The following is a 20583-nucleotide window of genomic DNA, read 5'->3' as shown; positions in this document are numbered from 1 at the left end:
CCCGACGCTATCCAGCGGTGCTGCCGAGCCACAGCCTCCCGACGAGTGAGGTGCCCCCCGGCGTCCCGACCGGCTCCCACCGCGTCGTCCAGCCCTCGGCGTGCAGCTGCACGACGACCGCGCCGACGAGCGCGCCGAGGTTGAGCGCCGCCGTCGTGGTGGCCCGCTCGGGCAGGTGCACGTCCACCACGCCGTCGCCCTCGCCGCCGTAGCGCAGGACGACGGGGAACTCCGGCAGCGCGGCCGTGGCCACCCGGAAGGCCGCCGCGACGGCGTCCAGCTCGCCCGGCCGGGGCACCAGGTCGCTGCCGGGCGCCCGGGTGGCGACCAGGTCGCGGCTGCCGTAGGGGAACAGGTCGCCGGGGCCGAGCCGGACCAGCGGCCGGGTGCCGGCGTCCTCGGCGGGCGGGTCGTAGGCCAGCCCGCGGACGACGGCCACCGGGATCCCGCCGAGCTTGCCCTTGACCAGGTCCGCCGCGGCGGCCAGCTCGTCGACCAGCGCGACCTGCGTCGTCTCCAGCCGGTTCCCGTGGGCGTCGACGGCGCCGCGCAGGTCGACCAGCGCGGGGATGCCCGCGGACCCGACGGCGACGTCGGTCAGCCCGTCCCGCCAGGTGCGGCCGAAGGTGTCACTGACGATGACCGCGACGGTCACGCCGAGCAGCTCGCGCAGCCGGTCGCGCAGGGCCCGGGCGGAGGCGTCGGCGTCCTCGGGCAGCAGCACCAGCGCGTCGCCGGCCACGTTCGAGGCGTCGATCCCGGCCGCGGCGACGACCCAGCCCTGCGGCGTCTCGACGATCTTCAGCGGACCCCGGCGGGCCACCACCCGCACGGTCTCGGCGTCGATCGCCCGCTGCCGGGCGGCCTCCCGGTCCTCCCCGGGCGCGACCGGCACCAGCCGGCCCTCGACCTTGGACACCACCTTGGAGGTGACGACGACGACGTCGCCGTCGGCCAGCCAGGGCGCGGCGCCGGCGACCGCCGCGGCGAGGTCGTCGCCGGGGGAGAACTCCGGCAGCCCCGGGACCGGGTGGACCGAGATCCCACCCGGGGCGGTCGGACCGCCGTCCGGCTCACACACCGGCGGCGGTCAGCGCGGCCCGCGCCAGCGCCGCGGTCGCCCCGGGGGAGTCCATCAGCAGCGGGACGGCGCGGACGTCGACCCCCGGCACGTCGGCGGGGTCCCCGGTCTGCACCAGCCAGGCGTCGAGCAGCCCGCCGGCCGAGCGGGCGCCGTAGTGCCGGCCCACCCCCTCGGCGCTGACCTCGACCCCCAGCACCGGCAGGCAGCGGTCGGCCATCCCGCGCACCACGGCGCCCGAGACGATCGGCGAGATCCCCACCACCCGGCCCGGCGTCGCCAGCAGCGCATCGCGCAGCCCGGGGACCCCGAGGATCGTGCCGACCGACACCACCGGGTTCGACGGTGCCAGCAGCACCGCGTCGGCGGCGGCGAGCGCCTCGGCGACGCCGGGTGCGGGCTTCGCGGTGTCCACGCCGACCTGGACGAACGCGCGCGCCTCCGGCTCCGCACGGTGGCGCACCCACCACTCCTGGAAGTGGATCGCCCGCTGCCGGCCGTCCTCGGGGTCGGGGACGACGACGTGGGTCTCCACCCGCTGGTCGCTCATCGGCAGCAGCTCGACGCCGGGTCGCCAGCGGTCGGCCAGCGCCGCGGTCACCTGCGACAGCGGGTACCCGGCGTCCAGCATCCGGGTGCGCACCAGGTGGGTGGCCAGGTCGCGGTCGCCCAGGCCGAACCAGGTCGGCTCGGCACCGTAGGCGGCCAGCTCCTCCTTGACCGTCCAGCTCTCGCCGGCCCGGCCCCACCCCCGCTCGGGGTCGATGCCGCCGCCGAGGGTGTACATGACGGTGTCGAGGTCCGGGCAGATCCGCAGCCCGTGCATCGTCACGTCGTCCCCGGTGTTGACCACGGCGGTCAGCCGGGCGTCGGGCACCGCCGCGCGGAGTCCGGCCAGGAACCGGGCCCCGCCGACACCTCCGGCGAGGACGACGATGTGCACGAAAGTCATCGTGCCCGATGGGCAGTTGTCCACTGTTCGCCGGGCGTGTCGGGGTGTGCAGCGAGATGTGACGAACGCCCTGTGACGGTTGTGGCTGGTGTGGCGGAGCGCTTACACCGGGCGGAGTTGACGCCTTCGCAACGACACGCGTGTAATTCCCGCGGTGTCAACGAGTGCCGAGCGGCCCGGGAACGTCCCGTGGAACGCACATCGGGACGGCAGCGAGAGGGGACGCAACGTCATGGCAGAGGTCTCGTGGTTGAGCGACTACGTGGGTGCGTCGGAGCGGAACGCCGGCCACGGCGCCACCGGGCAGGCCGGCCTCGCCGGGATCTGGAGCGCGGGCCTGGAGGCCGAGGCGCAGTCCTGGCAGGAGCGCGCGCTGTGCGCCGAGACCGACCCCGAGGCGTTCTTCCCCGAGAAGGGCGGCTCCACCCGCGAGGCCAAGAAGATCTGCACGGGCTGCGAGGTCAAGGCCGAGTGCCTGGAGTACGCGCTGTCCAACGACGAGCGCTTCGGCATCTGGGGCGGGCTCTCCGAGCGTGAGCGCCGCCGGCTGCGCCGCCGCGCCGGCTGACGCCGCCCTCGCGCCGGCCGGAGCGGGCGCGCCTCACACACCGCCGTGTGACACCAGCACCGAGCTGCCCCCACAGCCGCCGACGGACCCCGTCGGCGGCTGTGGTGTCGTTCGGGGCGTGAACACCCCGGGCGTCCGCGTCGTGGCGGGCCGGGCCGGCGTGGTGCGCGAGCTGCGCGCGGCCGGTCCGCTGCTGGCCGCGCTGCGCGCTCCGGTGACCGCCCGCGCCCCCTGGCTGACCGCGGCCCTGGTCCTCGGCGCGACCGGCCCGCGGCCCCGTCCCCGCCCGGTCGCGGTCGTGGTGGACGACCCGGACGGGCGCGGCGCGCCCCGCGCCCTGGCGGCCCTCGTCCTGCGCGGCGGCCCCAGGCTCACCGCCACCCTGCTCGGCGACGGGCTGCCGGTCCCCGTCGGCGCGGCGCCGGCCCGGCTCCCGGCCCGGGACGACGCGGCCGCCGGGCAGCTGGCCGCCGGCGTGCTGGGCGTCCTGGACCGCCTGCGCCGGCCCTGGACGCTCCGGCTGGCCGGCCTGCCGCTGGGCGACCCCACGCTGCGGGCGATCGGCCGGCTGCGGCCCGAGGCCGCCTTCGCCACCGCCCGCAGCGCCCGGCTCGTCGACGCCCTCGACGCCGCCGGCCCGGTGCGACGCACCACGGACCCGGCGGAGGTCGAGCGGGGACTGGCCGCCCTGCTGACCCGTGAACCCGACCGCCGCACCCGCGCCGCGCTGCGCACCACCGCCCGGCTGCACGCGGCGATCGGTCAGGTGGAGCTCGCGACGGTGCCCGACGGCGGGCTGCTCACCCTGCTCGACGGCCCGGAGCGGCGGCCCTGGTGGGGGACGCCCGGACTGCCCACCGAGCCGGGCGCGCCGCTGGTCACGCTGACGCTGCGGCGCGGTCCCGCGCTGCGCCTGCTCGACCGGCGGTGAGACCCGGCTCCTCCCCGGTCGTGCCGGCCCCGTCCCGAGGCTCGCCGCCGGCCCTCCTGCAGGGCCCGGCCATGAGCCTGCGCATGGTGGGGGCAGGAGGGTCCTCCTCCGGTGAGGAGGACGGGGTCCTCCCTCAGCCGGCGTACCGGACGACGCCCAGACCGGGCTCGTCGAGGCTCACGGCCCGGTCGGTGCCGAGGAACAGCGTGCCCTCCGCGGGCGCCGTCCCGTCGCGCACCGGTCCGGCGGGGGAGGCGGTCACGGTCAGGTCGTACACCCGGCCCGTGTACGCCGGCGCGGTGCCGATCGGCCGGGTGTAGGTGGGGAACCGGCCGGTCAGCCGCAGGTCGCGGCCCTCCCGCGTCACGGTGAGCGCGGGAGAGGGCAGGTCGGCGTACTCCGTCCGCGACCGCACGCACCCCGCGGCGGCCGGGTCGGCCGGCGCCTCGGCGGTCAGGCAGTTCCAGGTCGGCAGCCGCAGGTGGGCCAGCGCCGTCCCGCCGTCCGCGGTGACGCTCACCGACGGGTAGGCCACCGTCGTCCCCACCGCCTGGCGCTCGACGACGATGCCGCCGAACGCGAGCCGGGCCAGCACGCCGTCCCGGTCGAGCGGCACCGACCGGTCGGCCAGCACGCCGGCGCCGCCCTCGCCCGGCAGCGGGTCCGACGGCACCGGCGGCAGCGAGGTCGGCGAGGGTGCGGGGGTCGCCGGCTCCGGCGTCGGCCACGACGACCGGGCGCCCGGGGTCGCCTGCGCCGGGGGGTCGCCGCCGTCGCGGCCGGCGGCCGCCACGCCGGCGAGCGCCGCGACGAGCAGCAGCGCCGTGGCGGCCGCGCCGGCCACCGCGCGGCCGGTGCCGTCGGGGCCCGCAGCGGCGGGCTCGGCGTCCAGGGCCGGTGCCGGCGGCGGGGCGGGCGGACCGGCGGGCGTGCCGGGCGGCGCGGCGAGGAACCCCGGCAGGTCGTCGTCGGGCCAGCGCGGCGCCGGCCGGGGCCGCCGCGGCTCCGGGGCGGCGGGGGGAGGGGCGGCCCGCCACCGGCCGGTCAGCGCGACCGCGGCCAGGCCGGCGAGCCCGAGCAACGCCACGGCCAGGACCACCCAGGGGACGGCGGCCGGCGCGGAGGGGTCCATCGCGTCAGAGCATCGCAGCCACTCCCGGCCCCCTGCAGGGTCCCGCCGCGAGCCCGCGAGTGGTGGGGGCAGGGGGGCCTCACGCGGTGGGGTCGATCTCCTCCGGGTCGCGCCCCAGCAGCACGGCCACCTGGTCGACGACGACGTCGCGGACCAGGTCGGCGAGGTCGTCGCGGTCGTGCGCGCGCAGCTCCAGCGGCCGGCGGTAGACGACGATCCGCGGCGGCACCTCGCGGTCGCCGTCCCGGTGCGCGGGCAGCACGCGGGCCAGCGGCACGCTGCCGTCGTCGAGCACGTCGGCGTCCAGCACCACCTCGTCGGGGCTGGTGTGCTCCACCCAGGGCACGTCCTCGACGGCGAACTCGACCCCGGCCAGTTCCTTCTCCCAGCGCCGCTCGAGGTCCTCGACCGCGTCGAGCACCAGGTCGTCGAACTGCCCGGCGCGGCTGCGGGCCAGCGGGACGCCGTCGGGGACCAGGCGCCCGCGCAGGCCCCTGCCGTGCCGGTCGCGGCGGGAACGGGCGGGTCGGCTCATGACGGGTGCGAGCGTACGGCCGGGGGTCCGCCGTCCGCGCCCGGCCGCGGCCCGCCGGTGACCACCGGGCGGGGTCGGCGGGGCCGTCGTGCAGGATGGGACTGCTGCTGCGCGCGGGTACCGGTCACCGGTGTGCCTGATGCCAACCACCCCGCTACGCGTCTACTGTGCGACGCGTGAGGAACCGGTGGTGAGGCAGTCACGTCGCTGCTCGCGCAGCGGCTGCGCGCAACCGGCGGCAGCGACCTTGACCTACGTGTACGCGGAGTCGACCGCTGTCGTCGGACCGTTGGCGACGTTCTCGGAGCCGCACAGCTACGACCTCTGCGAGTTCCACGGCGAGCGGCTGACCGTCCCGCGCGGCTGGGAGGTCGTCCGCCACGAGATCGACCTCGAGGACTCCGGCCCGACCGGCGACGACCTGCTCGCCCTGGCCGACGCGGTCCGCGAGGCGGCCCGTCCCGAGCCGCCGCGCAACCCCGCGGACGACGGCAGCGGCACCCGCCGCGGCCACCTGCGGGTCCTCCCCGACATCACCTGAGGGAGGACCACCCCTCCCACGCCTCGGTGGAGGACCCGTCCTCCCCACCCCCGCAGGCTCGGGGCGGGGCCGTCGCGGGGGGCGGCCGTCCCGGCACCTCGCCTGCCCACGGATAGGGTCCGTCCCGTGCGCCACCTGTCCGCGATCATCAAGGCCTACGACGTCCGCGGCGTCGTCCCCGACGAGTGGGACGAGGCCGTCGCGCGCCGCATCGGCGCGGCCTTCGCCGAGCTCGTGCACGCCGAGAGCGGGGCCACCGCGGTGGTGACCGCGCACGACATGCGGGAGTCCTCCGTCCCGCTGTCCCGGGCCTTCGCCGAGGGCGTGCTGTCCCGTGGCCTCGACGTGCTCGAGGCCGGCCTGGGGTCCACCGACCTGCTCTACTTCGCCTCCGGCTCGCTCGGGGTCCCCGGCGCGATGTTCACCGCCAGCCACAACCCGGCCCGGTACAACGGCATCAAGATGTGCCGCGCCGGCGCGACTCCCGTGGGCCAGGACTCCGGTCTGGCGACGATCCGCGAGTGGGCCGAGCGCGACGGCTACGACCGGGTCCCCGACCGGACGGCGACGGTCGCCCAGCGGGACCTGCTCGCCGGGTACGCCGCCCACCTGCGCTCGCTGGTCGACCTGTCCACCATCCGGCCGCTGCGGGTCGTCGTCGACGCCGGCAACGGGATGGGCGGGCACACCGTCCCGGTGGTCCTCGACGGCCTGCCGCTGGAGGTGCTGCCGCTCTACTTCGAGCTCGACGGCTCCTTCCCCAACCACGAGGCCAACCCGCTGGACCCGGCCAACCTGGTCGACCTGCAGGCCGAGGTCCGCCGCACCGGCGCCGACATCGGGCTGGCCTTCGACGGCGACGCCGACCGCGTCTTCGTCGTCGACGAGCGCGGCGAGCCGGTCAGCCCCTCGGCGGTCACCGCGCTGGTCGCCGTCCGCGAGCTGGCCAAGGGCCGGGGGACGACGGTCATCCACAACCTCATCACCTCGCGGGCGGTGCCGGAGATCGTCCGCGAGCACGGCGGGCAGCCGGTGCGCACCCGCGTGGGGCACTCGTTCATCAAGGCCGAGATGGCCCGCACCGACGCCGTCTTCGGCGGCGAGCACTCCGCGCACTACTACTTCCGCGACTTCTGGCGGGCCGACACCGGCATGCTCGCCGCGATGCACGTGCTCGCCGCGCTGGGGGAGCAGAGCCGGCCGCTGTCGGAGCTGACCGCCGGCTACTCCCGCTACGCCGCGTCGGGTGAGATCAACTCGACGGTGCAGGACGCCGCGGGCCGCGCCAAGGCAGTCCGCGAGGCATTCGAGGAGCAGGACGGCGTCACCGTCGACGAGCTCGACGGACTGACGGTCGACCTGCCCGACGGCTCGTGGTTCAACCTGCGGGCCAGCAACACCGAGCCGCTGCTGCGGCTCAACGTGGAGGCGCCTGACGAGGCGCGGATGACCGGACTCCGAGACCGAGTGCTGGGGATGGTGCGCGCATGACGACGTCGAACGGCCCGCTGGGGCTGGACCCGGCGCTGCTGGAGATCCTGGCCTGCCCGGACGCCCACCACAGCCCGCTGACGGTGGACGAGGCGGCGAGCGAGCTGGTCTGCACCACCTGCGGCCGGGCGTTCCCGGTCCGCGACGGCATCCCGGTGCTGCTGCTCGACGAGGCCCGGCAGCGCCCGTGAGCTCGCCGGAGCTGGCCGAGGAGGTTCTCGACGACCTCGACGAGCTGCGTGCCCGCGACCCGCGCGGCCTGTTGCCCGCGGTGGCCGGCGCCGGCGCGCAGGTCCGCGAGACCGCCCGGCTCACCGAGGAGGCCGGCCTGGAGCGGGTCACCGCCGGCGGCCGTCCGCGGGGGCTGGTCATCGTGGCCCGCCGCGAGGGGGCGGTGGCCGCCCAGGTGCTGCGCGCGCTGCTCGGGCCCGCCAGCCCGGTCACCGTGGACGTCGTCCCGGGCCCGGACCTGCCGGTGTGGACCGGACCCAGCGACATCGCCGTCGTCGCCACCCGCACCGGCGCCGGGCGCTACGCGGTGACCCCGGCGTACGAGGCGGCCCGCCGCGGTGTGACCCTGCTGGGCATCGGCGCCGAGGACGCCCCGCTGCGGGCGGCCTGCTCCACGGCCCGCGCGCCCTACGTCCCGCTGCCGCGCTCGCGGGTCCGGCACACCACCCTGTGGTCGATGCTCACCCCGCTGCTGCAGTTGGCGGTCGGCCTGGACCTGCTGTCCGAGGGCGCGGCGGACCTCGAGGCGATCGCCGCGGCCCTCGACGAGGTGGCCACGGAGTGCGGGCCGACCCGGGAGTCCTTCGTCAACCCGGCCAAGACGCTGGCGCTGGAGCTGCTCGACGCGCTCCCGGTGATCGCGGCCGAGGGGCCGCTGGCCGGCACCGCCGCGACCCGGATCGCCGACCAGCTGGCCACGCTGGCCGGCCTGCCGGTCACCACGTTCCGGATGCCCGACCAGCGGGTCGCCGCCTGCGCCGTGCTGCGCGGGCCGCTGGCACCCGAGGGCGGGGAGGACGACTTCTTCCGCGACCGCGCCGAGGACGCCGGCCGGCGACTGCGGCTGCTCACCGTCCGCGACGCCGACGCCGGCGAGCACGACGGCGCGGGGGAGCGCGAGCCCCGGTCGGCCCGCGAGGCGCTGTCCGAGGCACTGCGTAGCGCCGCGACCGCCAACGTGCCGGTGAGCGGGCTGGCCGAGCACGGGGACCCGGACCGGTACGGCCGGCTGCCCCGGCTGGCCCGCCAGCTCGCCGTCGCCGACTTCACCGCCGTGTACCTGGCGCTGGCCCTGGACACCGAGCGGTCGGCTCCGGGGTGAGCGCCGGCCCGTCCCCGGCCGCCGCCGGGCCCGGGCGGGCGCCGTCCGCCGGGCTCCTGGCGTCCCGGTCCCCGGCGGCCGGACCGCCCGCCACGCTCCTCGGGGGGTGACCCGATCGGGGGAGCACCGGTCAGGCGTGCGCCGAACCGCGTCCGCGGCGCGGACCGGCCAGTAGCCTCTCGCCTGATGTGGCCCCTCACCAGCGCCGTCCGCCACTACCCGTGGGGGAGTCGGACGGTCATCCCCGAGCTGCTCGGTCAGCCCAGCCCCGCGCAGCAGCCGTACGCGGAGCTGTGGATGGGGGCCCACCCGGACCAGCCGAGCCTGCTGGCCGACGGCCGCCCGCTGGACGAGGCCATCGCCGAGGAGCCCGAGCGGCTGCTGAGCGGGTCGGTGGTCGACCGGTTCGGTCCGCGGCTGCCGTTCCTCATGAAGGTGCTCGCCGCCGACCGCCCGCTGTCGCTGCAGGCGCATCCGACGATGGAGCAGGCGGCGGCCGGGTACACCGCCGAGGAGGCCGCGGGCATCCCCAAGGACGACCCGACGCGGACGTTCAAGGACCCGTGGCACAAGCCGGAGCTGCTGCTGGCGCTGACCACCTTCGAGGCGCTCTGCGGCTTCCGGCCGGTCGAGGAGTCGCTGCACTGCCTGGCCAAGCTGCAGCTGCCGGAGCTCAAGCCCACGATCGCCGCGCTCGCCCGGGGCGGGCTGCGGGCGGCCATCCCGCAGCTGATCGCGCTCTCCGGACGCCGCCGGACCTCCCTGGTCGAGGCCGTCGCCCGGAAGGCCGACTCCTTCGTGGCCGCCCACGACCCGGAGTTCATCAACACCTACCGCTGGGCCGCGGCGCTCGCCGACGCCCACCCCGGTGACCCCGGCGTCGTCATCTCGCTGATGTGCAACCACCTCAAGCTGGCCCCCGGCGAGGCGGTGTTCCTGCCGGCGGGCAACCTGCACGCCTACCTGTCCGGCGCGGGCGTCGAGCTCATGGCCAGCTCGGACAACGTGCTGCGCGGCGGGCTCACCAGCAAGCACGTCGACCTGGCGGCGCTCATCGAGGTGCTCGACTTCACCGACGGCCGGATCCCGGTCATCCACCCGGTGCTCGGCCCCGGCGGGCTGCGCTACCCCGTGCCGGTCGAGGACTTCGACCTCACCCGGGTGCAGCTCGACGACCGCACCGGGGTGCTGACCACCGCCGGCCCCCAGGTGCTGCTGTGCACCGACGGCCGCGCGGTGCTGGCCTCCGGCGAGGACGAGCTGGTCCTGGAGCGGGGGCAGTCGGCCTTCGTCCCGGCCGGCGAGCCGGTCAGCGTCCGGGGCCCCGCCGTCCTCTACCGGAGCACCACCAACCTGGGCTGAGCGCCGTGCCGCTCCGGGACGGCACCCCCGGGCCGACGTAGCGTCGGGGGGACCGATCCCGCTCCCCCGGGAGAGACCGTGCACCCGCGCCCCACCCCGGCATCCCGCCGCGTACCGCTGGCCGCCCTGCTGCTCGTCCTGACCGGCTGCGGTCTGCTGCCGCCCGCCGGCGACGCCGCGGGGACCGCGCCCACCGGCGTGCTGGACGACGCCGCCGCCGACCGGGCGATCGCGACGGCCGCGCCGGGCTCGGCGCTGGCCGCCCTCGCCGACGTGGCGGTGCGCGGCCGGGCACCGCGGACCGGCTACGAGCGGGAGCAGTTCGGCGACGGCTGGGTCGACACCGACCGCAACGGCTGCGACACCCGCAACGACGTCCTGGCCCGGGACCTGACCGGTGAGACCTTCCGGCCCGGCACCGACGACTGCGTCGTCCTCTCGGGCACCCTCGCCGACCCGTACTCCGGGCGCACCATCGAGTTCCGCCGCGGCCAGGACACCAGCGACGACGTGCAGGTCGACCACGTGGTCGCGCTGTCCGACGCCTGGCAGAAGGGCGCCCAGCAGTGGGACGCCGACCGGCGCACCGCGTTCGCCAACGACCCGCTCAACCTGCTGGCCGTCGACGGCCCGCTCAACATGCAGAAGGGGGACGGTGACGCCGCGACCTGGCTGCCGCCGGCCACCTCCTACCGGTGCGTCTACGTCGCGCGGCAGGTCGCGGTGAAGGCCGGCTACGGCCTGTGGGTCACCCGCGCCGAGCGCAACGCCGCGGCCACCGTGCTGTCGGGCTGCCCGGCCGAGCCGCTGCCCGGCGACCCCGCCGCCGAGCCGGCCGCCGCGGAGCCGCCCGCGGCGACGGGCGCGGTGTACGCCGACTGCGGCGCCGTCCGGGCGGCCGGCGCGGCACCCATCCGGCGCGGCGAGCGCGGGTGGAGCGACGCATTCGACGGAGACGGGGACGGCGTCGGCTGCGAGTAGCCCGGCCCCGATCCGCGTATCGTGGTCGGCGGCACGAGCCCCGCCGAAGCCTCGGCATGCTCGCTCTCCCCGCCCGTGCGGGGATCGCAGCGACACTGCATCCGACACGCATCGCCCGGCGCGTGGGCCGGGCGGATCTGGAGCGACATGACCGCCAGCACCGACACCCGTGTACTGACCGACGGCGACTTCAAGGTCGCCGACCTCTCCCTGGCCGGCTTCGGCCGCAAGGAGATCCGGCTCGCCGAGCACGAGATGCCCGGCCTCATGGCACTGCGCGCCGAGTACGGCGACGCCCAGCCGCTGGCCGGCGCCCGCATCGCCGGCTCGTTGCACATGACCGTGCAGACCGCCGTCCTCATCGAGACGCTGACGGCGCTCGGCGCGGACGTGCGCTGGGTCAGCTGCAACATCTTCTCCACCCAGGACCACGCCGCCGCGGCGATCGTCGTCGGCGACGGCACGCCCGAGGAGCCCGCCGGCGTCCCGGTGTTCGCCTGGAAGGGCGAGACGCTGGAGGAGTACTGGTGGTGCACCCAGCGGCTCTTCGAGTTCCGCGACGGGTCCGGCGCGGTCGTCGGCCCGAACATGCTCCTGGACGACGGCGGTGACGCCACCCTGCTGGTGCACCTGGGCACCCGCTTCGAGGCCGACGGCGTCGTCCCCGACACCACCGAGGCCGACTCCGAGGAGTACGGCGTCATCCTCGACGTCCTCCGCGGCACCCTCGCCGAGGACGGCCGGTACTGGACCGGCATCGGCCAGGGCATCGAGGGCGTCACCGAGGAGACCACCACCGGCGTCATGCGGCTCTACGAGCTCGCCCGCGACGGCCGGCTGCTCTTCCCGGCGATCAACGTCAACGACTCGGTCACCAAGAGCAAGTTCGACAACCTCTACGGCTGCCGGCACTCGCTGATCGACGGCATCAACCGCGCCACCGACGTCATGATCGGCGGCAAGGTGGCCGTGGTCTGCGGCTACGGCGACGTCGGCAAGGGCTGCGCGGAGTCGCTGCGCGGCCAGGGCGCCCGGGTCATCGTCACCGAGATCGACCCGATCAACGCGCTGCAGGCGGCGATGCACGGCTACGAGGTCACCACGCTCGACGAGGTGATCGGCAAGGCCGACATCATCATCACGGCCACCGGCAACAAGGACATCATCACCGCCGAGCAGCTCGGCCAGACCAAGCACCAGGCGATCGTCGGGAACATCGGCCACTTCGACAACGAGATCGACGTGGCCGGCCTGGCCCGCACGCCCGGCATCGAGCGGACGACGATCAAGCCGCAGGTCGACGAGTGGCGCTTCGCCGACGGCCACACGATCATCCTGCTCTCCGAGGGGCGGCTGCTGAACCTGGGCAACGCCACCGGCCACCCGAGCTTCGTCATGAGCGCCTCGTTCTCCAACCAGGTGCTGGCGCAGATCGAGCTGTGGACCAACCGGGCCGCCTACGAGGGCAAGGAGCCCACGGTGACGGTCCTGCCCAAGAAGCTCGACGAGCACGTGGCGCGGCTGCACCTCGACGCCCTCGGCGTGAAGCTCACCGAGCTGACCAAGGTGCAGGCCGACTACATCGGCGTCCCGGTCGAGGGCCCCTACAAGAGCGACCACTACAGGTACTGACGAAGGACCCCGCTGCCCCCCACCCTTCGCAGGCTCAGGGCGGGACCCTGCAGCGGGGCCGTTCCAGCACCTCACGACGCTCGGCGCGGGTCCCTGAAGGGTGGCCGTTCCAGCACCTCACGACGCTCGGCGCGGGTCCCTGAAGGGTGGCCGTTCCATCTCGTCACCGGCCCCCGCGGGGTGGCCGTTCCATCTCGTCACCGGCCCCCGCAGGGGGGGCGGTTCCAGCACGTCGCGTGAAGCGATCGAGCGTCACCCATCGGGGGCACCGGTCCGGACTCCACCGGGTCGGTGCCCCCGCTTCGTCCGCGGGACAGCGCAGAATGGTCGCCGTGCCACCCACCGCTGCCCAGAACGGACCCAGCCGCGGCCGAGTCCTGGTCGTCGACGACGACGCCGCCCTCGCCGAGATGCTCGGCATCGTGCTCCGCCGCGAGGGCTACGAACCGGCGTTCGTCTCCGACGGCAACCGCGCGGTGGGGGTCTTCCAGCAGACCCGGCCCGACATCGTGCTGCTGGACCTGATGCTGCCCGGTCGCAACGGCCTGCAGATCTGCCAGGACATCCGCACCCAGTCGACGGTGCCGATCGTCATGCTCACCGCCAAGGGCGACACCCTCGACGTCGTCCAGGGCCTCGAGGCCGGCGCCGACGACTACGTCACCAAGCCGTTCAAGCCGGTGGAGCTCGTCGCCCGGGTCCGTGCGCAACTGCGCCGCGGCGAGAGCGGGCAGGCCGAGACGCTCTCGATCGGCGACGTGCAGATCGACGTCCCGGCGCACCAGGTGATCCGGGACGGCGTGCCGATCGCGCTGACCCCGCTGGAGTTCGACCTGCTGGTCGCCCTGGCCCGCAAGCCCCGCCAGGTGTTCACCCGCGAGCTGCTGCTCGAGCAGGTGTGGGGCTACCGGCACGCCGCGGACACCCGGCTGGTCAACGTCCACGTGCAGCGGCTGCGCGCCAAGATCGAGCGGGACCCGGAGAAGCCGGAGATCGTGCTGACCGTCCGGGGAGTGGGATACAAGGCCGGTCCGCCGTGAGCACCACGCGGCCGGCGCCGCCCGTGCCCGCGCCGCCGCCCGGGTCGTCGTCGTCGTCCTCCGGGGTCGTCGGCGCCGCGCCGGCCGCCGGGCCGCGACGCCGGCTGTCGGCCGACCTGCGGGCACTGCGCCGGCGGGGCGTCCGGGCCCGCCGGGTGGCCCGGCGCCTGGCCGCGAGGGCGCTGGCCGCGTGGCGGGCGTCGCTGCACATCCGGATCGGCGCGATCACCATGGTCGTGGCCGGCACCGTCGTGGTGATCGTCGGGATGGTGCTGTTCAGCCAGATCCGCGACCAGCTGCTCTCGGTCAAGGAGCAGGCGGCCATCGACCAGGCGCAGACCGGTGTCTTCTACGCGCAGAACGAGGTGGCGGGCATCGCTGCCGGGGACGGCGCGAGCGTGCGGGCGACGCTGGACCGCACGGTGCGCCAGCTGCAGGAGCGGGGCGGACCGGCCGGTGACTTCGAGGTCGTCATGGTGTACCGGACCGGCGACACCGAGCGGCCGCCCGCGGTCAGCCAGCGCGGGGTCTACGCGGCGATCCCGGCCGGGCTGCGGGCCGACGTCGCCTCCGGCGGGCAGTACGCGCAGTACGCGATGATCCCCGGGGACAGCGGTCAGCCGCGGCCCACCTACCTCGTCGGCGCGCCGGTGCCGACCACCACCGGCGGCGTCGAGCAGATCGAGCTCTACTACGCCTTCCCGCTGGACCAGGAGGCCGAGAGCCTGTCGCTGTTCCGCAGCACGGTGGTCATCAGCGGGATCGCGCTGACCCTCTTCGTCGCCGGCATCGGGGTCCTGGTCACCCGGCTGGTCGTCGACCCGGTGCGCCAGGCGGCCGGCACCGCCCAGCGGCTGGCCGAGGGGCAGCTGGAGGAGCGGATGGCCGTCCGCGGGGAGGACGACCTCGCCCGGCTGGCCACCAGCTTCAACGCGATGGCCGACAGCCTGCAGCGGCAGATCACCCAGCTGGAGTCCCTCTCCCAGCTGCAGCAGCGCTTCACCTCCGACGTCTCCCACGAGCTGCGCACGCCGCTGACCACGGTGCAGATGGCCGCCGAGGTCCTGTACGAGTCGCGCGCCGACTTCCCCCCGCACGTGGCCCGCTCGGCGGAGCTCATGCACACGGAGCTGGACCGCTTCGAGGTGCTCCTCACCGACCTGCTGGAGATCAGCCGCTACGACGCCGGCGCGGCCGTCCTGGAGTGGGAGCCGAGCGACCTCGGCGCGCTGGTGCGGCGGGTGGTGGCGGGCATGTCCGCGCTGGCCGAGCGGCACGGCTGCGAGCTGACGGTCAGCGGCCCGGCCCAGGACGTCATCGCCGAGGTCGACGCCCGGCGTGTGGAGCGGATCCTGCGCAACCTGGTGGGCAACGCCATCGAGCACGGCACCGGCAAGCCGGTGGAGGTGACCTGGGCGGCCAACCGGACGGCGGCCGCGGTGACCGTGCGCGACCACGGGGTGGGGCTGTCCCCGGCCGAGGCGCAGCACGTCTTCGACCGGTTCTGGCGCGCCGACCCCTCGCGGGTGCGCACCGTCGGCGGCAGCGGGCTGGGGCTGTCGATCAGCCTCGAGGACGCGCGGCTGCACGGCGGCTGGCTGCAGGTGTGGGGTCTGCCCGGCACGGGCGCGCAGTTCCGGCTGACGCTGCCGCTGGCCGCGGGCGCGGAGCTCACGAGCTCGCCGCTGCCGCTGCGGCCGGCCGCGCTGCGCCGTCCCGGGGGGGAAGGGTGACGCGCCACGCGCCGTCGCGGGGGAGGGTGACGCGCCACGCGCCGTCGCGGGGGAGGGTGAGCCGGGGCGGCCCGGTCGTCGCCGCGCTGCTGCTGGCCCTGGTCAGTGCCTGCTCCACGGTGCCGACGAGCTCGGCCACCGTGCAGATCACCCAGCCCCCCACCCGGCCGGACGCCGAGGTCGGCATCGAGCCGCTGTCGCCGGAGGCGGGCGCCACCCCGGAGGAGGTCGTCCGCGGCTTCCTCGACGCCGCGGCGAGCACCGTGCGCGGGCACCCCGTCGCCCGGGAGCACCTGGCGCCCGAGCCACGGGAGTCCTGGTCGGACGAGTCGGGCGTCACCCTGCTCGGCGCCGACTACGCGACCGTCACCACCGACACCGGCACGGTCGTGGTGACCGGTGAGCTGGTCGGCACCGTCGACCAGCGCGGCGTCTTCACCGTGGGCGGCCAGGACGTCTTCTCCCAGGAGTTCCGGCTCGAGCAGGTCGAGGGGGAGTGGCGGATCAGCGACCCGCCGGACGGGCTGCTGATGCTGGAGCCGGACTTCGAGCGCCTCTACGACCGGCGCGACCTGTACTTCCTCGACCCCACCGGGCAGCGCGTCGTCCCCGACCCCCGGTACCTGATCGGCGGGGAGGCGCAGCCGACGGTGCTGGTCGAGCGGCTGATCGACGGGCCGTCCGCGCCGCTGGCCGCCGGCGTCCGCAACCCGCTGGAGGGCGCCCGGCTCGGCAGCACGGTGTCGGTGTCGGCCTCGGCGGTCACCGTCGACTTGATCGGCGTCGCCGACGCGCCGCCCGCCCGGCTGGCCGGTCTGTCCGCGCAGCTGGTGTGGACGCTGGGCCAGCTGCCCTCGGTCCGCTCGGTCGAGGTGCTCGTCGACGGTGACCGGCTGCGCCTGGACGGCGTCCCGGCCGTGCAGAGCGTCGAGGAGTGGACGGCGCTGGACCCGGACGACGCCCCGGTGGACGCGGTCGGGCACTACCTCGTCGACGGCGCGCTGTGGACGGCGACGGAGACCCCCGCCCCGGCGCCCGGGCCGGCCGGTGCCGGGGCCTACGGGCTGAGCAGTGCCGCCGTGGCGACCGACCCGGGGACCGGCGCGCTGACCCGGATGGCCGGGGTCACCGAGCGGGACGGGCAGGCCACGCTGCTGACCGGCCCGTACGGCGGTGACCTGACGGCGCTGCTGCCCAGCCGGTCCCTCACCGTGCCCACGGTGGCCGCCACCCGCCAGGAGTTCTGGCTGGTGCGCGACGGCTCGTCGGTGGTGCGGGTACCCGCCGACGGCACCCCGCAGGCGGTCAACGCCGTGACCCTGCCGGGTCTGGGCCGCGCCACGGCGCTGCAGCTGTCACCCGACGGCGTGCGCGCCGCGCTGGTCGTGGAGCAGGGGCAGCGGCAGGGCCTCTACGTCGGCACCGTCGTCCGCTCGGACGACGGCCCGGTGGCCGTGCGCGACTGGCGCGAGGTCACCCCCGCCCTGGGCCGGGTGGTCGACGTCGCCTGGCGGACCGCGGGCAGCCTGCTGGTGCTGGCCGGGGACGCCGGCGAGGACCGGACGAGCCCGTACGTGGTGGGCGTCGACGGCTGGGGCCTGACGCCGGTGCCGACCGCCGGCCTGCCCAGCCAGGCCACCCGGGTCGCCGCCGCACCCGAGCGGCCGCCGCTGGTCAGCGCCGGCGGCACGATCTGGGAGTGGCAGGTCGCCGGCGGCACGTGGGTGACCCTGGTCCGCGGCCAGCAGCCGCTGCGCGGGACCGAGCCCTTCTACCCCGGGTGACGGCCCCGAGCTCCTCGCGTGGCGGGGGGAGGGGGTCCTCCTCCGAGCGGTGAGGAGGACGGGGTCCTTCTCTGCTGACGCGGGGCCGTGCCAGCACGTCACCGTCCACAGATCCGCGGCGGCCCTGGGCCGGCCGCCCGCCCGGCGTGAGGCTGGGGGGATGGACGGCGGGGTGCTGGCGGCGCTGGCCGACCTGCTGCTGCCCCGCGAGTGCGCGGGGTGCGGCGTGCCGGGCGCGGTCCTCTGCCGGCGGTGCGCCGCACTGCTCGCCGTCCCGCACCTGGCGCAGCCGCGCCGGTTCCCGGCCGGCTTCCCACCGACGGTGGCCGCCGGCGCCTACGCCGGGCCGGTGCGCCCGGCGGTCAACGCCTTCAAGGAGCGCGGCCGGGCCGAGCTCGCCCGGCCACTGGGGGCCGCGCTCGCACTGGCGGTCGCCGGCGTGCTCGCCGGCCTGCCGGCACGACCGGGACCGGTCCGGCTGGTCCCGGTCCCGAGCAGCCGCGCCGCGCTGCGCGCCCGCGGCCGCGACCACGTCCGCGAGCTGACCGGCCGGGCGGTCGCCGAGCTCCGCGCCGCCGGGGTGCCCGCAGCCGAGGCGCGGCTGCTGCGCCGCCGCGGGCGGGCCGCGGACTCCGCCGGGCTCTCCGCCGCCCAGCGGCGGGCCAACCTCACCGGCACCTTCGTCCTGCACCCGGACCGCCGGGACGTCCCGGCAGGGGCGGTGCTGGTGGTCGTCGACGACGTCGTCACCAGCGGCGCGACGCTCACCGAGGCGGCCGCGGTGCTCGTGCCCGCGGCCGGCCGCGAGGGGCCGCCGGTGCTCGCCGCGGTGGTCGCGGCGACCCCCCGGCGGACCGCCCCGGGGGCCGTGCCGGGCGGGCCGGCGCGGGTCCGCGGGAGGTCGCAAGGTCGACTGTCGGGACCCGGGAACGGGGTCTAGCGTGGGTTCGATCACAACCCGAACCCGACCGGGAGGTCTCATGGAGATCGTGGTCCGTGGCCGCAACGTCGAAGTCCCCGAGCACTACCGACAGCACGTCGAGGACAAGGTCGGGCAGTCCGACCGTTTCGACGGCAAGTTGAAGATCCTGCGCATCGACGTGGAGCTCTTCCACGAGAAGAACCCACGCCAGTCCGGCAAGTGCCAGCGCGTGGAGATCACCCTCCGCGGCAAGGGCCCGGTCGTCCGGGCCGAGGCCGCTGCGCCGGACTTCTACGCGGCCCTGGACCTCGCTGCCGGCAAGCTGGACCACCGGTTGCGCAAGGCCGCCGACCGCCGCCGCGTCCACCACGGCCGCCGTACCCCGGCCACCGTGCGCGTGGGCGGCGGGGCCCCCGGCACCGACGTCCTCGAGTCCCTCGACCGCGACCGGCAGCTGGAGGCGGGGCCGCACGTCACCGACCTCGACGAGCACCTGCCCGGGCAGGTGGTGCGCGAGAAGCACCACCCGGCGACGCCGATGACCGTCGACCAGGCCCTCCACGAGATGGAGCTGGTCGGTCACGACTTCTTCCTCTTCCAGTGCGCCGACACCGGGCAGCCGACGGTCGTCTACCGCCGGCACGCCTACGACTACGGCCTCATCCGGCTCGTCGACGTCCCCCCGAACGGCGCCGTCGAACGCCGGCCGGCCCAGCCCGCGGCGGCCCCCGCGTGACCCCGGGCGGGGGTGCGGGCCGACCGCACCCCCGCCCCGTCAGCGCACCCGGCCGAACAGCACCGCGTCGCGCCACGTCCCGTCCCGCTGGTCGAGGCAGGACCGGACGACGCCCTCGCGGCTGAACCCGGCCCGTTCCGCCACCGTCTGCGACGCGACGTTCCCGACGTCGGCGAACAGGTGCACCCGCGGGGCGCCGTGCCCCAGCGCCCACTCGGCCAGCGCGCGGGCGGCCTCGGCGGCGTAGCCACGGCCGCGGCCCCACGGCGCGATCCAGTAGCCCACCTCCGGTCCGAGCCGGCTGCCCCGCAGGTGCACCCCGGCCGATCCCACGAGCTCGCCGTCGGCCTCGACCACCGTCGGCATGCCGCGACCTTCCGCCCGCTCGGCCGGGGCCACGCCGGCCACGAACTGCCGGGCGTCGTCGCGGGTGTAGGGGACCGGGAGGTCGGCGAGCCAGCGCTGGATGCCGGGGTCCTGGCAGGCGCGCAGGACGGCGTCCTCGTCGTCCGGCCGGTGCGGGCGCAGCACCAGCCGCTCGGTGCGCAGCACCTCGGTGGTCAGGTCGACGCCGGAGAGCGAGAGGAGCCCGGCCCCCTCACCGCTCGCACGCTCGCGGCGAGCCTCTGGCCGGCGCCGTGGGGTCGAGGTCATGCAGCGATGATCAGGCGTTGCCGAGCACCCGGTCGACCGATATCTCCAGGACCACCCGCGCCGGGTTCTCCCGCGGCGTGCGGTAGCGGCGGGCGTAGCGGGCCTCGGCGTCGGCGACCGCGGCGGGGTCCTCGCGCACCACCGCCGTCCCCTCGAGGGTGACCCAGCGGCGGCCGTCGACCTGGCACACCGCGACCCGGGACTGACCGGCGCGGACGTGCCGGGCCTTGGCCGACGTCCCCGAGGTGATGACCCGGGCGGTGCGGGTGGCCGCGTCGTAGGTGACGCCGACCGGGACGACGTGCGGGCTGCCGTCGGCGCGCAGCGTGGTCAGGGTGGCCAGGTGCCGCTCGGTGAGGAAGGCGAGCAGGTCGGGGCCGAGGTCGTCGAGGTCGCGCGCCACGGTGTCCGAGGTTAGGCCGTGCAGGGCCGGGGCACCCGCGGGTCCGTGGAGTTCGCGGGTGCGAGGGTCCTGGTCGCCGGCGCGACCGGTGTGCTGGGCGGGGAGCTGGCGCGGGCGCTGCACGGCGCCGGTGCGCGGGTGGCCGTGACCGGCCGGGACGCCGAGGGCCTGCGGGCCCTGGCCGGTGTGCTCGGCGGGGCGCCCGCCCTGGTGGCCGACGCCGTCGACGTCGAGTCGGTGCGCGCCGCGGTCGAGGGTGCGGCGTCGGCCCTCGGCGGACTGGACGCCGTGGTGGTCGCGTGGGGCGTGGTCGCCTTCGGCCCGGCGGCGGACGCCGACGACGCGGTCGCCGAGGAGCTGTTCGTGGTGAACACGCTGGGGCCGATGAGCCTGGTCCGCGCCGCGCTGCCGCACCTGCCCGACGGGGGTGCGGTGGCGCTGCTGTCGGCGGTCGTGGCCGACGCGCCGACGCTGCAGATGGCCGAGTACTCGGCGAGCAAGGCGGCGCTCTCGGCCTGGGCGGGGGTGCTGCGCCGCGAGCTGCGCGGTCGCAGGATCACCGTGCTCGACGTGAAGCCGCCGCACGTCGACACCGGCCTGGTCGACCGCGCCCTGGCCGGCGACCCGCCGCGGCTGCCGCCGGGGTACGACCGGGCCGAGCTGGTCGCAGCGGTGCTCGAGGGGCTGCGCGAGGGCGGCCGGGAGGTCGTGCTCGACCCGGCGACGAAGCGGCTGGTCCGGCGCTGAGCGCCCGGAGCGCTCCCGGCGGTTC

General features: G+C 76.4%; 21 protein-coding genes. 15 read left to right on the top strand and 6 right to left on the bottom strand.

The window, feature by feature from the left end:
- Positions 1-7 precede the first annotated feature (7 nt).
- Complete coding sequence (locus BLR12_RS16770) at positions 8-1081, bottom strand: coenzyme F420-0:L-glutamate ligase (protein WP_091380597.1); 1074 nt, start codon at positions 1079-1081, stop codon at positions 8-10.
- The gene (cofD, locus tag BLR12_RS16765) at positions 1074-2033 is read right to left on the bottom strand and encodes a 2-phospho-L-lactate transferase (protein ID WP_255363575.1); all 960 of its coding nucleotides are present in this window, start codon (positions 2031-2033) and stop codon (positions 1074-1076) included. Before cofD ends, BLR12_RS16770 begins: the two co-directional genes overlap by 8 nt.
- 322 nt (positions 2034-2355) lie before the next feature.
- On the opposite strand from cofD, the gene BLR12_RS16760 reads away from it, so the two are divergent.
- Both BLR12_RS16760 and BLR12_RS16755 read left to right on the top strand, forming a co-directional pair.
- Positions 2356-2601, top strand: coding sequence for a WhiB family transcriptional regulator (locus tag BLR12_RS16760; protein WP_091381235.1), 246 nt, complete (start codon positions 2356-2358; stop codon positions 2599-2601).
- A gap of 118 nt (positions 2602-2719) precedes the next feature.
- On the top strand, positions 2720-3532 hold the full coding sequence (locus BLR12_RS16755; RefSeq protein WP_255363574.1) for a hypothetical protein: 813 nt from the start codon (positions 2720-2722) through the stop codon (positions 3530-3532).
- Between the two features lie 133 nt (positions 3533-3665).
- Here BLR12_RS16755 and BLR12_RS16750 read toward each other — a convergent pair whose 3' ends face one another.
- Together BLR12_RS16750 and BLR12_RS16745 are read right to left on the bottom strand one after the other, a co-directional pair.
- A complete protein-coding gene (locus BLR12_RS16750; RefSeq protein ID WP_091380592.1) occupies positions 3666-4664 on the bottom strand; it encodes a hypothetical protein in 999 nt (332 codons plus the stop codon).
- A 79-nt stretch (positions 4665-4743) separates the two neighbouring features.
- Entirely contained in the window at positions 4744-5199 is a 456-nt protein-coding gene (locus BLR12_RS16745; RefSeq protein WP_091380589.1) for a metallopeptidase family protein, read from the bottom strand.
- Positions 5200-5338: 139 nt separating this feature from the next.
- On the opposite strand from BLR12_RS16745, the gene BLR12_RS16740 reads away from it, so the two are divergent.
- From BLR12_RS16740 to hpf, 12 genes are all read left to right on the top strand, one after another.
- Positions 5339-5740, top strand: coding sequence for a DUF3499 domain-containing protein (locus tag BLR12_RS16740; RefSeq protein WP_255363573.1), 402 nt, complete (start codon positions 5339-5341; stop codon positions 5738-5740).
- 126 nt (positions 5741-5866) lie between these two features.
- Positions 5867-7231 carry a phosphomannomutase/phosphoglucomutase gene (locus BLR12_RS16735; RefSeq protein ID WP_091380582.1) on the top strand — a complete coding sequence of 455 codons (1365 nt, stop codon included), beginning with the start codon at positions 5867-5869 and terminating at the stop codon, positions 7229-7231.
- Positions 7228-7422, top strand: a complete 195-nt coding sequence (locus BLR12_RS16730) for a Trm112 family protein (protein ID WP_255363572.1) — start codon at positions 7228-7230, stop codon at positions 7420-7422. Before BLR12_RS16735 ends, BLR12_RS16730 begins: the two co-directional genes overlap by 4 nt.
- On the top strand, positions 7419-8564 hold the full coding sequence (locus tag BLR12_RS16725) for an SIS domain-containing protein (protein ID WP_091380579.1): 1146 nt from the start codon (positions 7419-7421) through the stop codon (positions 8562-8564). The genes BLR12_RS16730 and BLR12_RS16725 overlap by 4 nt, the downstream gene beginning before the upstream one ends.
- 186 nt (positions 8565-8750) lie before the next feature.
- Positions 8751-9926, top strand: coding sequence for a mannose-6-phosphate isomerase, class I (gene manA, locus BLR12_RS16720; protein WP_091380576.1), 1176 nt, complete (start codon positions 8751-8753; stop codon positions 9924-9926).
- Between the two features lie 78 nt (positions 9927-10004).
- Positions 10005-10907, top strand: a complete 903-nt coding sequence (locus BLR12_RS16715; RefSeq protein WP_255363571.1) for a GmrSD restriction endonuclease domain-containing protein — start codon at positions 10005-10007, stop codon at positions 10905-10907.
- Between the two features lie 147 nt (positions 10908-11054).
- Entirely contained in the window at positions 11055-12539 is a 1485-nt protein-coding gene (ahcY, locus tag BLR12_RS16710; RefSeq protein WP_091380573.1) for an adenosylhomocysteinase, read from the top strand.
- Positions 12540-12862: 323 nt separating this feature from the next.
- Entirely contained in the window at positions 12863-13579 is a 717-nt protein-coding gene (mtrA, locus tag BLR12_RS16705; protein WP_091380569.1) for an MtrAB system response regulator MtrA, read from the top strand.
- On the top strand, positions 13576-15312 hold the full coding sequence (gene mtrB / locus BLR12_RS16700; RefSeq protein WP_091380566.1) for an MtrAB system histidine kinase MtrB: 1737 nt from the start codon (positions 13576-13578) through the stop codon (positions 15310-15312). The genes mtrA and mtrB overlap by 4 nt, the downstream gene beginning before the upstream one ends.
- Before the next feature lie 56 nt (positions 15313-15368).
- Positions 15369-17096, top strand: a complete 1728-nt coding sequence (locus tag BLR12_RS16695) for an LpqB family beta-propeller domain-containing protein (protein WP_091380564.1) — start codon at positions 15369-15371, stop codon at positions 17094-17096.
- Between the two features lie 160 nt (positions 17097-17256).
- Complete coding sequence (locus BLR12_RS16690; RefSeq protein WP_091380561.1) at positions 17257-18036, top strand: ComF family protein; 780 nt, start codon at positions 17257-17259, stop codon at positions 18034-18036.
- Between the two features lie 40 nt (positions 18037-18076).
- On the top strand, positions 18077-18754 hold the full coding sequence (hpf, locus tag BLR12_RS16685; RefSeq protein ID WP_091380559.1) for a ribosome hibernation-promoting factor, HPF/YfiA family: 678 nt from the start codon (positions 18077-18079) through the stop codon (positions 18752-18754).
- Positions 18755-18793: 39 nt separating this feature from the next.
- Here hpf and BLR12_RS16680 read toward each other — a convergent pair whose 3' ends face one another.
- Positions 18794-19408, bottom strand: coding sequence for a GNAT family N-acetyltransferase (locus BLR12_RS16680; RefSeq protein ID WP_091380555.1), 615 nt, complete (start codon positions 19406-19408; stop codon positions 18794-18796).
- 10 nt (positions 19409-19418) lie between these two features.
- Positions 19419-19811: a pyridoxamine 5'-phosphate oxidase family protein gene (locus BLR12_RS16675; protein ID WP_091380552.1), complete on the bottom strand. Its 393-nt coding sequence runs from the start codon at positions 19809-19811 to the stop codon at positions 19419-19421.
- Between the two features lie 45 nt (positions 19812-19856).
- Between BLR12_RS16675 and BLR12_RS16670 the strand changes: the two genes are divergently transcribed.
- Positions 19857-20558 carry an SDR family NAD(P)-dependent oxidoreductase gene (locus tag BLR12_RS16670; RefSeq protein ID WP_091381230.1) on the top strand — a complete coding sequence of 234 codons (702 nt, stop codon included), beginning with the start codon at positions 19857-19859 and terminating at the stop codon, positions 20556-20558.
- The last annotated feature ends 25 nt before the right edge of the window (positions 20559-20583 follow it).

Source organism: Geodermatophilus sp. DSM 45219, assembly GCF_900104025.1.
Taxonomy (GTDB): domain Bacteria; phylum Actinomycetota; class Actinomycetes; order Mycobacteriales; family Geodermatophilaceae; genus Geodermatophilus.
The sequence above is the reverse complement of the archived record's forward strand: the minus strand, read 5'-3'. Positions and strand labels throughout refer to the sequence as shown.